The sequence below is a fragment of the Pseudomonas sp. B20(2017) genome, assembly GCF_002113125.1.
Classification (GTDB): Bacteria; Pseudomonadota; Gammaproteobacteria; order Pseudomonadales; family Pseudomonadaceae; genus Aquipseudomonas.
Genome location: NZ_NEJP01000018.1, coordinates 18,885 through 32,529, shown reverse-complemented (window position 1 = coordinate 32,529; position 13,645 = coordinate 18,885). Strand labels below are relative to the sequence as shown.

Below are 13,645 nucleotides of genomic sequence, written 5' to 3'. Positions count from 1 at the left end.
TTTGATCTGGGCGATGGTCGGTTGCAGCTTGTCGAGGAAGCGGTTGAACCAGTTCACCAGCTCGCCCAGTTCATCTTTCTTGGTGTAGTTCAGACGCTGGGTCAGGTCGCCTTCACCGCTGGCGATGTTCTTCAGCATCTCGGCAACGCTGTTGATCGGACGGGTCACGCCGGAGGCGGTGAGCCAGATCAGCACCAGGCCGATCAAGCCTGCGATCACGGCCACTGCGAGTGCGGTAATCGTGCCGGTTTCCTGCGCGTCGTCGAGTACCGATTGCAGCTTGACCGAGTCGGCCAGCAGCACTTGTTTCGGCAGGTCGATGACCACGCCCCAGGCTCGGGAATTGCCGATCGGATCGACCGGGTACACCGCGCGGATCAGGTCGCCCTGTTCGAGAATCTTCGGCGTGCCGGCGCTCAGCAGTTGCAGGATGTCCTTGCCTTCGGCGCCGAGGGTTTCGGCGATGCCTTTGCCGACCTTGGTCGCGTCGGTGCTGTAAGCACCCAGCACACCGCTGCCGGAGACAATCAGCATGTGCCCGGCACCGTTGAACAGTTCGCGCTGGGAACCCACGACTGCCGCTTGCAGCGCATCGAGTGCGATGTCGATACCGACCACGCCGATGGCCTTGCCGTCCACCAGCAGCGGCACGGAAATGGTGGTCATGAGCATTTCCTTACCGCCCACGGTGTCGGCATACGGGTCGAGCAGGCAGGTGCGCTTGTTGTCGCGAGGGCAGGTGTACCAGCTGTTGTAAGGCGTGCCGCTGACGCTGAGGGTGGTCTTGGTCATGTCTTCTTCGACCATGATCGTGTTCAGCGCAGAACCGGCGGCGCGGCTCCAGTAAGTGGCGAAGCGCCCGGCTTCGTTGGACTGGCGCGCGGCATCGTTGATGAACTCACTGTCCTTGCCGTCGAGGCCATTGGGTTCGAAGGCCAGCCAGATGCCGAGCACCTTGTTGTTGCGTTCGAACGCGGTCTTCAGGCTCAGGTTCAACTCTTCACGCAGGGCGCCGGCGTCCAGCGAACGCTTGGCGGCCATGACGCGCATGTCCTTGATCTGGTCGGCCAGTGCAGTGATCACCAACAGGCTTTCGCCGAAGGTTTTCTGTACTTGCACGGCCTGTTCGGCCGCCTTGGCCTGCAGCAGGTTCTGCACGCTGGCGGTGAGCATCTTGCTGCTCGACTGGCTGACCAGTTCGTCGTTCTGGTTGGTCTGGTAGATATTGATGCCGACGATCAGCGCAACCACACCGAGCAGGCACAGGCCGGACAGCAGGACGATTTTCAGGCGTATGGACAGAGAGTCGAACATGGGACGTTCTCGCGAATGAATGAACTGTTGGCTGCGGGGCAGGGAGGAGCCCGGATCGCCAAATCCATTCAGCGCCATTCAATGCTCATCGGCGCGAGGCGAGAGTGCATGAGCGACATGCCGACGAACGGTCATGACTAAACGTTTGCGCGGGTAAAAGCCCTGAAAACAAGGGAAAAATCAGGAAATCTTCGGCAACGCTTCCGGTCGTGACCAGATCCACAGGTTGCCCATCGTCATGCCGGCAATCGCCAGATAGATCGGCCAGCCGTGATCGAGCATCACCAGCATCAGGGTCGCGCACAGCAGCATGCTGACGGTGGCGCTGACCTTGGCCTTGCGGGCGATGATCTTGCCGTTGCGCCAGTTGCTCAGGATCGGCCCGAACAGCCGATGGTTTTCCAGCCAGGCACTCAGGCGCGGCGAGCTGCGGGTCGCGGCCCAGGCGGCGAGCAGGATGAACTCGGTGGTCGGCAGGCCGGGCACGACGATGGCGATCAGGCCGATGCCGAGGCTGACATAGGCGAGCAGGCCGAACAGCAGGCGGGCGAGTCGTGAGGAGGCGGGTTGGGGCATGGGCTCGGGGGAATGCGTGAGGCGAAATGGCAATCTTACAGACTTGTGCAGTTCCCTGTGGGAGCGAGCTTGCTCCGGGCGGCGCTCCGACGAAAGCGGTACGTCAGTCAACGATGATGTTGAATCTGACGGCCTCTTCGCGAGCAAGCTCGCTCCCACAATGGGGAATCGGTGTCGCTTCAGGCCGGCTCGGCTTCTGTGGCGTAAGCCTGTTCCAGCAACACCGTGAAGCGGTTGAATGCATCGATCGCGCCTTGCTCCACTTCGGCTTCCTCTTCAGCGCTGAATTGCAGCGAATCGAGGGTGCGCACAAAACTCTTCCAGCCCTCAGCGCGACCGCCTTCAGGCTCGCCCAGATGACGGGCGCCAAAGGTTTCGCTCAGGTCCAGCGCCACCGCGCGTTTGATCAGGAACGCAGCGCCGAGTTTGGAACCCTCGGAAACGAAGATCCAGCCCAGGGCGCGGGCCTTGCTCGGATTTTTCACCGCGCCGGCGACTGGCGCAGGCACTTCGGTGTCGAGGTCGGCGAGGTCGGCCCTGGCCGCTTCGGCGCGGCAGCGGGCCGGAAGGTCAGGGACGATGGCGGTCAGCTCGGCATCGTTGTACAGCGACACCAGTTCCGACTGGAACAGGTACTGCGCGACCACGAAGCGGGCGAAGTTGGCGCGGGTCTCGAACGGCGCATGGGCCTTCACCAGTGCATCTAGCTTGCTGTGCGGCTCGTGGGTGATCTGGTTCAGGCGTTGCGAACGCAGGGCTTTTTCCGGGGTGCTCATGAGATGTCCTTGAAAAGAAGAGGCGCTTGATAACGAGACGTACGGACAAGCGCCGGACAGTAAAAAAACCTCACGGCGCGGCAATGCACGCGCCGTGAGGTCATCCGGATCAGATATCCCAGACCAGATTGATCGCGAAGTTGCGACCTGGCTGGGTCAGGCGATCGAGGTTGGCCGGTTGTGTCACCGACGCTTCGCCGACGCTGTCGTAACCGCGCACGTCATCCCACAGCCAGTATTTCTTGTCGGTCAGGTTGTAGATGCCGCCGCTGACGGTGACGTCGTCGGTAACCTTGTAATAACCGGCCAGATCGAGAATGCCGAAACCCGGCGACTTGAATTGACTGCTGACGCCGTCCGGCGACTTGAAGTTGCTGTCGTCGACACGATCCTTCTTCTTGACCACGGTCCAGCTCAGCAGACCGCCGTAGTTGTCCTGGTCGTAACCGAGGCCGAACACGCCGGTCAGCGGGTTGACGCTGTTCAACGGCTCGCCGTTGTCGTTGTTGCGTCCGTAGGCGTAAGAGATCGAACCCTGCGTGTACAGGCCTTGCGGCGCGCCGAAGGAATCCAGGTTCAGGCGACCTTTGACTTCGGCACCCTTGATGGTGGCGTGCTTGATGTTGCTGGACTGGAACGTCAGCTCGCTGTAGCCCGGGGTGACGGCGTCTTCATTGATGAAGTCGCGGTACTTGTTATAGAACACCGCCACGTCGAACGAGCCTTGCTCGAAGTTACCGCGCAGACCGGTTTCATAGCTTTTGCTTTTTTCCGGTTCCAGGTCCGGATTCGGTGCCACGTTGTACCCGGTGGTGCTGTTTTCGAAGCGGCCGTACAGCGCTTTCGCGGTCGGGGTGCGGAACCCTTCGGCGTATTGACCGTACCAGGTGTAGTTTTCGGTCAGGGCGTAGGTCAGGCCGAATTTCGGCGAGACTTTATGCCAGGTCTTGTTCTCGTCGCTGACCGTGCCGTTGCCGTCGGCGGCCACGGTGTTGAGGAATTCCTGGGTGATGTGCGGCTTGAGCTGGGTGTAGTCGTAGCGCAGGCCCGGCAGGAAGGTCCAGTTGTTCCAGCTGATCTGATCCTGGGCGAACAGGCTGTAGGTGTTGATGGTCGGGTCCGGGAAGTCGCTGGATTTTTTCAGCACATCAGCCGCGCTGGTGGCGCCGATGGCGGTGCAGCCGCGACCGACCGCCAGGCACTTGCCGTCGCCACTGCGCGAGCCGGTGACTTTCTGCTGCTTGATGGTGGTGCCGTAAGTCAGCACGTGATCGGTGGTGCCGATGCTGAAGGCCTTGTCCAGTTGCGCGTCGAAGACCCACTGTTTTTCTTCGTAGATCGTGTCGCGGGTACGCAGCACTTTACGGGTGATCGGGTAGTAGAACTCATCGGTGCTCTGGTCGGTCTTGGCGGTCTGGTGGTTGAGGCTCCACTTCACGTTGTCCGCCAGCAGGCTGTTCAGCTCAAAACTGTGCTCCAGGCCGAAACGCTCGCGGGTGATGGTGTCGTTGCCGGTGCGCCACTGGTACATGCCGCCGGGCAGCACGCTGTTCGGAATGGTAGGGGCACCGTTGAAGTACGGGCCGCCGTAGGCGCTTTTCTGATCGGTGTCGCGATCATCCTTGTACTTTTCGTAGGTCAGGCCCAGGCGCGAACCTTCGTTGTAGTTCCAGCCGATCTTGGCCAGCACGTTGGTGGCCTTCACGTCTTCCGGGTTGGCGGCGGTGCGTTCAAGACCGGTGCCGTTGTTGCTGCCGTAGGAATCGGTTTCATGACCGTCGCGCTGGCTGTAGTGCAGCAAACCGTCGAACTGGTCGGCGCGACCGGCGACTGTGGCGGATTTCAGCCAGCTCTCGTCGGCGGAGCTGTAGCCGGTTTTCAGGCGGGCGCCGACGTCTTTGCCGGGCTTGATGATGTCGTCCGGGTCGAGGGTGTAGTAGCTGACGGCGCCGCCGATGGCGTTGCTGCCGTACAGCACCGAGGCCGGGCCGCGAAGGATTTCGACGCGCTTGACGATTTCCGGATCGACGTAGTTGCGCTGGGTCTTGGCGTACGGGCCATTGAAGAAACCGTCCGGCACTTCGACGCCGTCGACCTGAGTCAGAATCCGGTCGCCGTCGATACCGCGAATGTTATAGCCGCTGATCCCGCCGCGCTGGCCGGCGCCGCCGACAGATACGCCCGGCTCGTAACGCACCAGATCCTTGATGGTGTTGACGTTGTTGCGGTCCAGGTCCTGACGGGTCTGCACAGTGACAGTGGCCGGTACGCTGCTCACCGATTGTTCCTGACGGGTGGCGCTGATGGTCACCTGATCAAGATTGAGTGCGCCGCTGCTGGCGCGTTTTTCCAGCACGACGTTGTTGTTGCTCAGTTTGCGGAAGCTCAGGTTGGTCCCCACCAACAGGCGCTCCAGGGCTTTTTCCGGTGGCAGCGAACCGCGCACGCCCGGCGACGACACGTCCTGACCCAGTTCCGCCGGCAAACCGACCTGCCAGCCCGTGACGGCGGTGAACGCATTGAGCGCCGACACCAGCGGCTGCTGGGCAATGGCGAACGAGTAATCGCCCATGTTGCGCGTCGGCTGTTCGGTGGCGGCCATCAGCGGCGCGGTGCCGGCCATCAGGATGGCGGCGGTCAGCAGCGACAGCACGCGGGAAGGGGAAGAAGTCTGGCGGGTAAGGCGTGAGGACATCGATAGCGCTCCGTGTCGCACGAATCTTTATAGGTGCTGATTGATCTCGCGAGATGCGAATCAATTGCATTGGCTATAACGAGACGAACGAGCTTTGGCTATCGAGTAAAAATAATTCTCATTTAGTTCAGAATCACCAGCGCCGGGAATTCCTGAAGCTTGGCCGAGGTGATGTGAGCGAGCGAACGCACCACGTCCAGCGGCTGGTCGAGACGGTAATTGCCAGTGACGGCGACGTCGGCCAACTGTTCGTTGGTGTTGATGATGAAGCCCGGGTAGTAACGGCGCAGTTCGGCCAGCACCTGGTTCAGCGGGCAGTTCTCGAAGATCAGCCGACCCTGCACCCACGCCAGATCGGTGGCGGCGTCGACCTTGGCCGGGCGGTCGAAACCGTTCGGGCCGACGCGGATGCTTTCCCCGGCGGACAGCCGCACACGGGCATCGTCGCGGGTAGCCCGCAGATCGACATCGCCGCGCTGCACGCGCACCTGCGCCACGCCGTCCAGATAACGCACGGCGAATGCGGTGTCGCGCACGCTGGCTTTCACCGGGCCGGCATCGATTTCCAGCGGCTGGCTGCGGCTGGCCGGGATCTCGAAAAACGCTTCGCCCTGATACAGCCGTGCGACTCGCTGCTGATCATTGATCGTGCTGGAGAACGCGGAATTGGTGTTGAGCAGGACTTTCGAACCGTCCTCAAGCTGCAGGCGCTGACGCTCGCCGACCACGGTCAGGTGATCGGCCTGCAGACGCATCGGCAGGTTGCTGAAACTGAACAGCCCGAGCAGCAGAACGGCGGCGGTGGCCAGCGGTTTCCAGTGCGGACGCAGGCGTGTGAGGACGGTGACTTTCTTCGGTTTGGCCGCGAGGTTCTGCGCGCACTGGGCGATCTGCGGACCGTCCCAGATTGCCTGGGCCTTGGCGAACGCCTCGGCATTCAACGGATCGGCCGCCAGCCAGGCATGGAATTGCCGGGTCTGCTCCTCGTCCGGACTGCCGAGCACGATGAGCCAGTCCAGAGCCTGGTCCATTGCGCTTGCGGCGTCCTGCGCCGATGAAGGCGAAGGGGAGCGGTGGGTGTCCGTCACGGTGTTTCCTCGGCAGTGTCTGTGCACGGCTGTTTTTTTAGTGAAGCGTAAAAGTCGGGCAAGGGTAACAAAGCCCGATGATCAGTGCAGTCGATCCTGTCGAATACAGACAAGGGTGGGTATCAGTCGCCGTTCAAGCGTTCGGCGACACCGATGCAGATGGTCATGATCAGTTTGAGCTCTTTCTGCACCGTGCTGAGGGAGACGCTCAGTTCTTCGGCGATTTCCTGATAGCTGTGCCCGTGCAGGCGGCTGAGGATGAAGATTTGCTGTTGGCGGGGGCTGAGTTCACCTAGGCTCACGTTCAGGCGCTCCAGCAATTGTTCGGCGTGGGCGGCGTCTTCGGCGCTGCTGGCGGGGGCGGCGACGCTGTGCACCACGTCCTGCGGCACGTCGTCGACCATGGTGCGTGAATGAATCTTGCGCGCACGCAAATGGTCCAGCGCCAGGTTGCGCGCGGTCTGGAAGACAAAGGGTTCAAGGTGATCGATGGCCCGTTCGCTCAGCGCCCGGGTGACGCGCAGGTAGGTTTCCTGCAACAGGTCTTCGGCGGTGCTGTGGTTGTTGACCATCCGTTCCAGGGTCCGCAGCAGCGACGTGCGCTGGGCGAGGAACACGTGATTGAAGTGTGATTGACTCACGGGAAGACCTGATCCATTTCGAGCGAATGATAATGCTTATCATCTGCCTGAGTGGTCAAGCCTTGATTTCAGATCGAAATCAAACCTGTGGGAGCGGGCTTGCTCGCGAAAGCGTCGTGTCAGGCAATAAATATGTCGACTGACCCACCGCATTCGCGAGCAAGCCCGCTCCCACAGGGGGCAGGCGTTTATTCCGCGTTGCACAGCGCCAGGCAGTTATCGAGCATCCGGTTGGAGAAGCCCCACTCGTTGTCGTACCAGGCCAGTACTTTCAGCAGTTTGCCGCTGGCTTTGGTGTGGTTGGCGTCGAAGATCGACGACAGCGGGTTGTGATTGAAATCGCTCGAGACCAGCGGCAGGGTGTTGTAGCCGAGGATCTTCGAATGCTGGCTCGCGGCTTTCATCAATGCGTTGACTTCATCGGCCGAGGCTTCGCGCTTCAGTTGCACGGTCAGGTCCACCAGCGACACATTGATCACCGGTACGCGCACGGCCATGCCGGTCAGCTTGCCCGCCAGTTCCGGCAGCACCAGGCCCACGGCTTCGGCGGCGCCGGTCTTGCTCGGGATCATGTTCTGGGTGGCGGAGCGGGCGCGGTACGGGTCGGTGTGATAGACGTCGGTCAGGTTCTGGTCGTTGGTGTAGGCGTGGATGGTGGTCATCAGACCGCTTTCGATGCCCAGCTCGCGGTGCAGCACCTGGGCCACCGGGGCCAGGCAGTTGGTGGTGCACGACGCGTTGGAAATGATCTGGTGCGACTGGCGCAGAATGTCGTGATTCACACCGTAAACGACGGTGGCATCGGCGCCTTTGGCGGGGGCCGAGATAATCACTTTGCGTGCGCCGGCGGTAATATGCGCGGCGGCTTTGGCCCGGTCGGTGAACAGACCGGTGCATTCGAATACCACATCAATCTTTTCCGCGGCCCATGGCAGGTCGGCCGGGTTGCGGATGGCGCTGACCGAAATGCGGTCGCCGTTGACGGTCAGGCTCTCGTTGTCATGAGCAACTTCGGCGTCGAATGTGCCATGAACGGTGTCGTACTTGAGCAGATGCGCATTGATCGCGCTGTCGCCCAGATCGTTGATGGCGACGATCTGCAAATCCTGACGATAGCCTTGGGTATACAGTGCGCGCAGGACATTACGGCCGATGCGGCCAAAACCATTGATTGCGATTCGAAGAGTCATTGAACAGCGCCGCCGTCGTTTTGTTGTTGGAATTACAAGATTATTCGCATAAAAATAGAAAACAAGCCTTTTTAGTGGCAATATTTTGTTTTATCTACAACGAGTGACCTGAATCAACTGGTCCGAATGATCAAGAAAACCGCTCGTCATCCCACGCGAACGGGCTTTTGATCAGCATAGACAATCAGGTCGCCACATCCGTTAGCCTGGAGTTCTAAACATGCATCCCCGCGTTCTTGAGGTCACCGAACGGCTTATCGCCCGCAGCCGCGCCACGCGTCAGGCTTACCTTGCGCTGATTCGCGGCGCTGCAACTGACGGGCCGATGCGCGGCAAGCTGCAATGCGCCAACTTCGCCCACGGCGTGGCCGGGTGTGGCAGCGAAGACAAGCACAGCCTGCGGATGATGAACTCGGCGAACATCGCCATTGTTTCGTCATATAACGACATGCTCTCGGCGCATCAGCCGTACGAAGTCTTCCCGCAACAGATCAAGAACGCCCTGCGTGAAATCGGTTCGGTCGGCCAGTTCGCCGGCGGCACGCCTGCGATGTGCGACGGCGTGACCCAAGGCGAGCCGGGCATGGAGCTGAGCCTGCCGAGCCGCGAAGTCATCGCGATGTCGACGGCGGTGGCGCTGTCCCACAACATGTTCGACGGCGCGCTGATGCTCGGCATCTGCGACAAGATCGTACCGGGGCTGATGATGGGCTCGCTGCGTTTCGGTCACCTGCCGACGATTTTCGTTCCGGGTGGGCCGATGGTCTCGGGGATTTCCAACAAGGAAAAAGCCGACGTGCGGCAGAAGTACGCCGAAGGCAAGGCGACCCGCGAAGAGCTGCTGGAATCGGAAATGAAGTCCTACCACAGCCCGGGCACCTGCACGTTCTACGGCACCGCCAACACCAACCAGTTGCTGATGGAAGTCATGGGCCTGCACTTGCCGGGCGCCTCCTTCGTCAACCCGAACACGCCGCTGCGTGAGGCCCTGACCCGCGAAGCCGCGCATCAGGTCACGCGCCTGACCAAACAGAACGGCAACTTCATGCCGATCGGCGAAATCGTCGACGAGAAGGCGCTGGTCAACTCGATCGTCGCGCTGCACGCCACCGGCGGTTCGACCAACCACACCCTGCACATGCCGGCCATCGCCATGGCGGCGGGCATTCAACTGACCTGGCAGGACATGGCCGACCTCTCCGAAGTCGTGCCGACCCTGAGCCACGTCTATCCGAACGGCAAGGCTGACATCAACCACTTCCAGGCGGCGGGCGGCATGTCGTTCCTGATCCGCGAACTGCTCGAGGCCGGCCTGCTGCACGAAGACGTCAACACCGTGCTCGGCCACGGCCTGAGCCAGTACACCAAGGAGCCGTTCCTCGATAACGGCAAACTGGTGTGGCGCGAAGGTCCGACCGACAGCCTCGACGAAAACATCCTGCGTCCGGTGGCCCGTGCATTCTCGGCAGAGGGCGGCTTGCGGGTGATGGAAGGCAACCTCGGTCGTGGCGTGATGAAGGTGTCCGCCGTGGCGCTGGAAAACCAGATTGTCGAAGCACCGGCCATGGTGTTCCAGGATCAGCAGGATCTGGCGGACGCGTTCAAGGCCGGTCTGCTGGAGAAGGATTTTGTCGCAGTGATGCGCTTCCAGGGCCCGCGCTCAAACGGCATGCCGGAACTGCACAAGATGACGCCGTTCCTCGGCGTGCTGCAGGATCGCGGCTTCAAGGTTGCCCTGGTGACGGACGGGCGCATGTCCGGCGCCTCCGGGAAAATCCCGGCGGCCATTCACGTCAGTCCCGAAGCTTATGTCGGCGGCGCTTTGGCACGTGTGCAAGAGGGCGATATCATCCGCGTCGATGGCGTCAAAGGCACTTTGGAACTCAAGGTGGACGCCGCCGAATTCGCAGCGCGCGAACCTGCCAAAGGCCTGTTGGGCAACAACATCGGCAGCGGCCGCGAGCTGTTTGGCTTCATGCGTTTGGCCTTCAGCTCGGCGGAGCAGGGCGCCAGCGCCTTCACTTCTGCCCTGGAGACGCTTAATTGAAACTGGCTTTGGTCGGTGACATCGGAGGCACCAACGCGCGGTTTGCGTTGTGGAAAGATCAGCAGCTCGAATCGGTTCAGGTGCTGGCCACGGCCGACCATGCCAGCCCGGAAGAGGCGATCAGCCTCTACCTGAGCGGGCTCGGTCTGGCGCCGGGCGCCATCGGTTCGGTGTGCCTGTCGGTGGCGGGGCCGGTGAGCGGCGATGAATTCAAGTTCACCAACAACCACTGGCGCCTGAGTCGCAAGGCGTTCTGCCAGACCTTGCAGGTTGAGCAGTTGTTGCTGGTCAACGACTTCTCGGCCATGGCCCTGGGCATGACCCGTTTGCAGCCCGGCGAATTCCGTGTGGTCTGCGAAGGCGAGCCGGAGCCATTGCGCCCGGCAGTGGTCATCGGCCCGGGCACTGGCCTGGGCGTCGGCACGTTGCTTGATCTCGGTGAAGGACGGTTTGCCGCGTTGCCGGGAGAGGGCGGTCACGTCGATCTGCCGCTGAGCAGTCTGCGTGAAACACAGCTCTGGCAGCACATCCACAACGAGATCGGCCACGTCAGCGCGGAAACCGCGTTGAGCGGCGGTGGCTTGCCGCGGGTCTACCGGGCGATCTGCGCGGTGGATGGTCATGAACCGAAACTCGACACGCCAGAAGCCATCACTGCGGCGGGACTTGCAGGCGACCCGATCGCCCTGGAAGTGCTGGAGCAGTTCTGCTGCTGGCTCGGTCGCGTGGCTGGCAACAACGTGCTGACCACCGGCGGCCGTGGCGGGGTGTACATCGTGGGGGGCGTGATTCCGCGTTTCGCCGATTTCTTCCTCGAAAGCGGTTTCGCCCGCAGCTTCGCCGACAAGGGCTGCATGAGCGATTACTTCAAGGGCATTCCGGTGTGGCTGGTGACGGCGCCGTACTCGGGGCTCGTCGGTGCAGGAGTGGCGCTCGAACAATCCGGTAAATGATCATTCCCACGCCGAGCGTGGGAACAATCAACACATCAGGCATAATCCGCCCAATTCCAACAACAAGGATGCCTTCGAAGTGAGCTCAGTCAACAAGTCGATTTTGTTGGTCGATGACGACCAGGAGATACGCGAGTTGCTGGAAACCTACCTGACCCGCGCGGGTTTTCAGGTACGGGCCACGGCGGATGGCGCCGGTTTTCGTCAGGCGCTGAACGACGCGCCGAGCGATCTGGTGATCCTCGATGTAATGCTGCCCGATGAAGACGGCTTCAGCCTGTGCCGCTGGGTGCGCCAGCATCCGCGTCAGGCCCAGGTGCCAATTATCATGCTCACCGCCAGTTCCGACGAAGCCGATCGCGTGATCGGTCTGGAACTCGGCGCCGACGATTACCTCGGCAAACCTTTCAGCCCCCGCGAACTGCAAGCCCGGATCAAGGCCCTGCTGCGTCGCGCCCAGTTCGGCCAGGAACGCGGCGGCAGTGAAGTGCTGGCGTTCGATGAGTGGCGGCTGGACATGGTCAGCCATCGACTGTTTCACACCGACGGCGAGGAAGTGATTCTGTCCGGTGCTGACTTCGCCCTGCTGAAACTGTTCCTCGATCACCCTCAGGAAATCCTCGACCGCGACACCATCGGCAACGCCACCCGTGGCCGCGACCTGATGCCCCTCGATCGCATCGTCGACATGGCCGTCAGCCGTTTGCGCCAGCGTCTGCGCGACACCGAAAAGCCGCCACGGCTGATCCGCACTGTGCGTGGCAGCGGCTACCAGCTGGCAGCCAATGTGGTTGCCGGCAATGGTCACTGAGTTCCTGCGCACCACCGCGCGCAAAGTGCCGATGCCGCGTTCGCTGCTTGGGCGGATGTTGCTGCTGACGTTGCTCGCGGTGTTGTTCGCCCAGACGCTGTCCAGCGTGATCTGGGTTTCCCAGTTGCGCGCGACCCAGCTCGAAGGCCTGGTCACCAGCGCCCGCAGCCTCGCCCATTCGATGACCGCCAGCGTCAGTTACTTCCGCTCGTTGCCGGTGGCCTATCGGCCGCTGGTGCTCGATCAATTGCGCAGCATGGGCGGCACGCGTTTTGTAGTGACGCTGAATGACAAACCGCTGGGCATGGACGTGCTGCCGGTGACACCGCGCAAGGCCGCGGTGCTGAAAGCGGTGGACGAAGTGCTGCGCCAGTCGCTGGGCCAGGACACCGACATTCTGGTGACCTTCGTCAGCCCCGATGACTTACGGATCTTCAACGCCGGGTTGAAACTCGATGAGTTGCCTCGCTCCTGGGCGCATTACGCGCTAACCCTGGAACCGGTGAATCCGCCGGTGCTGGTGACCCAGATCCAGTTGGCGCCCGGTGAATGGCTGTACATTGCCTCGCTGCTGCCCGAGCCCTACACCAGTCTTGAAGAACAGGGCCTGCCGACTCAGCAGGTGTGGTTCATCGTCTTCACCAGCGGTTTTCTGTTGTTGTTCATCGGCCTGCTGGTGCACTGGCAGAGTCGGCCGCTCAAGCGCCTGGCGCGGGCGGCGCGGGACTTGTCGCTGGGCGCCGACGTCGAGCCGGTGGCCGAGGGCGGTGGCAGTGAAGTGGTCGAAGTGGGGCGCGCGTTCAACACCATGCGCGAGCGGATCAGCCGTTATCTGACTGAGCGCAGCCAGTTGTTCAGCGCGATTTCCCACGATCTGCGCACGCCAATCACCCGTTTGCGTTTGCGGGTCGAACTGCTGGAAGACGAAAAATTGCAGACCAAGTTCGGCCGTGATCTGGACGAGCTGGAGCTGCTGGTCAAAGGCGCGCTGCAATGCGTGAAAGACACCGACATCCACGAAAACATCGAACCGGTGGACCTGAACCATGTGCTCGACTGTCTGGTGGAACCGTATCTGGCGCCCAACGGCAACGGTCGTGTGACCCAGCAGGGGCGGGCGCTGGCGGCGTATCCGGGCAAGCCACTGGCACTCAAGCGTTGCATCGGCAATTTGATCGACAACGCGTTGAAGTACGGGCAGAACGCCCATCTGCACATCGACGACGACGAAAGCGCATTCGTGCTGCACGTCGACGATGAAGGGCCAGGTGTGCCGGAGCAACGGCTGGAGCAGGTGTTCGAGCCGCACTTCCGGTTGGCGGGGCAGCAGCAGGGGTACGGTCTCGGTTTGGGGATCGCCCGCAACATTGCCCATAGCCATGGTGGAGAAGTGACGTTGCAGAATCTGCGTGAGGGTGGCTTGCGCGTGACCCTGCAATTGCCGCGCTCGGCGGATTGATCTCAATGTCACCGGTCTGTGACAAAACCTGCCCCCTTCGTTACAAGCTCCCCTCGGCCCGTTGTTTAGACTGCCCGCAGTCATAACAACAAAAA

At 61.6% G+C, this 13,645-nt stretch carries 10 protein-coding genes and 1 pseudogene; 4 read left to right on the top strand and 7 right to left on the bottom strand.

All coding sequences use genetic code 11. The features are described from left to right. Nucleotides 1-33: 33 nt before the first annotated feature. The 7 genes and pseudogenes from CAF63_RS29325 to gap form a co-directional block, all read right to left on the bottom strand. Nucleotides 34-1,041, bottom strand: a pseudogene (locus CAF63_RS29325) (HAMP domain-containing protein); the annotation flags it as partial. Nucleotides 1,042-1,494: 453 nt separating this feature from the next. Next, entirely contained in the window at nucleotides 1,495-1,890 is a 396-nt protein-coding gene (locus CAF63_RS23345) for a YbaN family protein (protein WP_085606588.1), read from the bottom strand. 179 nt (nucleotides 1,891-2,069) lie between these two features. Continuing rightward, complete coding sequence (locus CAF63_RS23340) at nucleotides 2,070-2,666, bottom strand: biliverdin-producing heme oxygenase (protein ID WP_085647314.1); 597 nt, start codon at nucleotides 2,664-2,666, stop codon at nucleotides 2,070-2,072. Nucleotides 2,667-2,775: 109 nt separating this feature from the next. Beyond that, the gene (locus CAF63_RS23335) at nucleotides 2,776-5,361 is read right to left on the bottom strand and encodes a TonB-dependent receptor (RefSeq protein WP_085689355.1); all 2,586 of its coding nucleotides are present in this window, start codon (nucleotides 5,359-5,361) and stop codon (nucleotides 2,776-2,778) included. Nucleotides 5,362-5,483: 122 nt separating this feature from the next. Continuing rightward, nucleotides 5,484-6,449, bottom strand: a complete 966-nt coding sequence (locus CAF63_RS23330; protein ID WP_085689352.1) for a FecR domain-containing protein — start codon at nucleotides 6,447-6,449, stop codon at nucleotides 5,484-5,486. Between the two features lie 122 nt (nucleotides 6,450-6,571). Then, a complete protein-coding gene (locus CAF63_RS23325) occupies nucleotides 6,572-7,090 on the bottom strand; it encodes an RNA polymerase sigma factor (protein WP_007951175.1) in 519 nt (172 codons plus the stop codon). 188 nt (nucleotides 7,091-7,278) lie between these two features. Then, entirely contained in the window at nucleotides 7,279-8,280 is a 1,002-nt protein-coding gene (gene gap / locus CAF63_RS23320; protein ID WP_085689348.1) for a type I glyceraldehyde-3-phosphate dehydrogenase, read from the bottom strand. Nucleotides 8,281-8,500: 220 nt separating this feature from the next. Here gap and edd point away from each other — a divergent pair, with 220 nt between their 5' ends. The 4 genes from edd (at nucleotide 8,501) to CAF63_RS23300 (ending at nucleotide 13,550) form a co-directional block, all read left to right on the top strand. Further along, complete coding sequence (gene edd, locus CAF63_RS23315; protein WP_039766072.1) at nucleotides 8,501-10,327, top strand: phosphogluconate dehydratase; 1,827 nt, start codon at nucleotides 8,501-8,503, stop codon at nucleotides 10,325-10,327. Further along, the gene (locus tag CAF63_RS23310; RefSeq protein WP_085689345.1) at nucleotides 10,324-11,280 is read left to right on the top strand and encodes a glucokinase; all 957 of its coding nucleotides are present in this window, start codon (nucleotides 10,324-10,326) and stop codon (nucleotides 11,278-11,280) included. The genes edd and CAF63_RS23310 overlap by 4 nt, the downstream gene beginning before the upstream one ends. Before the next feature lie 79 nt (nucleotides 11,281-11,359). Further along, nucleotides 11,360-12,091: a response regulator gene (locus CAF63_RS23305; protein WP_085689342.1), complete on the top strand. Its 732-nt coding sequence runs from the start codon at nucleotides 11,360-11,362 to the stop codon at nucleotides 12,089-12,091. 31 nt (nucleotides 12,092-12,122) lie between these two features. Beyond that, nucleotides 12,123-13,550 (top strand): ATP-binding protein, encoded by a 1,428-nt coding sequence (locus tag CAF63_RS23300; protein ID WP_178081318.1) that lies wholly within the window; start codon nucleotides 12,123-12,125, stop codon nucleotides 13,548-13,550. Nucleotides 13,551-13,645: the final 95 nt, after the last annotated feature.

Coding starts and splice junctions, on each gene's coding strand:
- CAF63_RS23335 (WP_085689355.1), bottom strand. CDS start 5,361: ATGTCCTCACGCCTTACCCGCCAGACTTCTTCCCCTTCCCGCGTGCTG.
- CAF63_RS23340 (WP_085647314.1), bottom strand. CDS start 2,666: ATGAGCACCCCGGAAAAAGCCCTGCGTTCGCAACGCCTGAACCAGATC.
- CAF63_RS23345 (WP_085606588.1), bottom strand. CDS start 1,890: ATGCCCCAACCCGCCTCCTCACGACTCGCCCGCCTGCTGTTCGGCCTG.
- edd (WP_039766072.1), top strand. CDS start 8,501: ATGCATCCCCGCGTTCTTGAGGTCACCGAACGGCTTATCGCCCGCAGC.
- gap (WP_085689348.1), bottom strand. CDS start 8,280: ATGACTCTTCGAATCGCAATCAATGGTTTTGGCCGCATCGGCCGTAAT.
- CAF63_RS23300 (WP_178081318.1), top strand. CDS start 12,123: ATGCCGCGTTCGCTGCTTGGGCGGATGTTGCTGCTGACGTTGCTCGCG.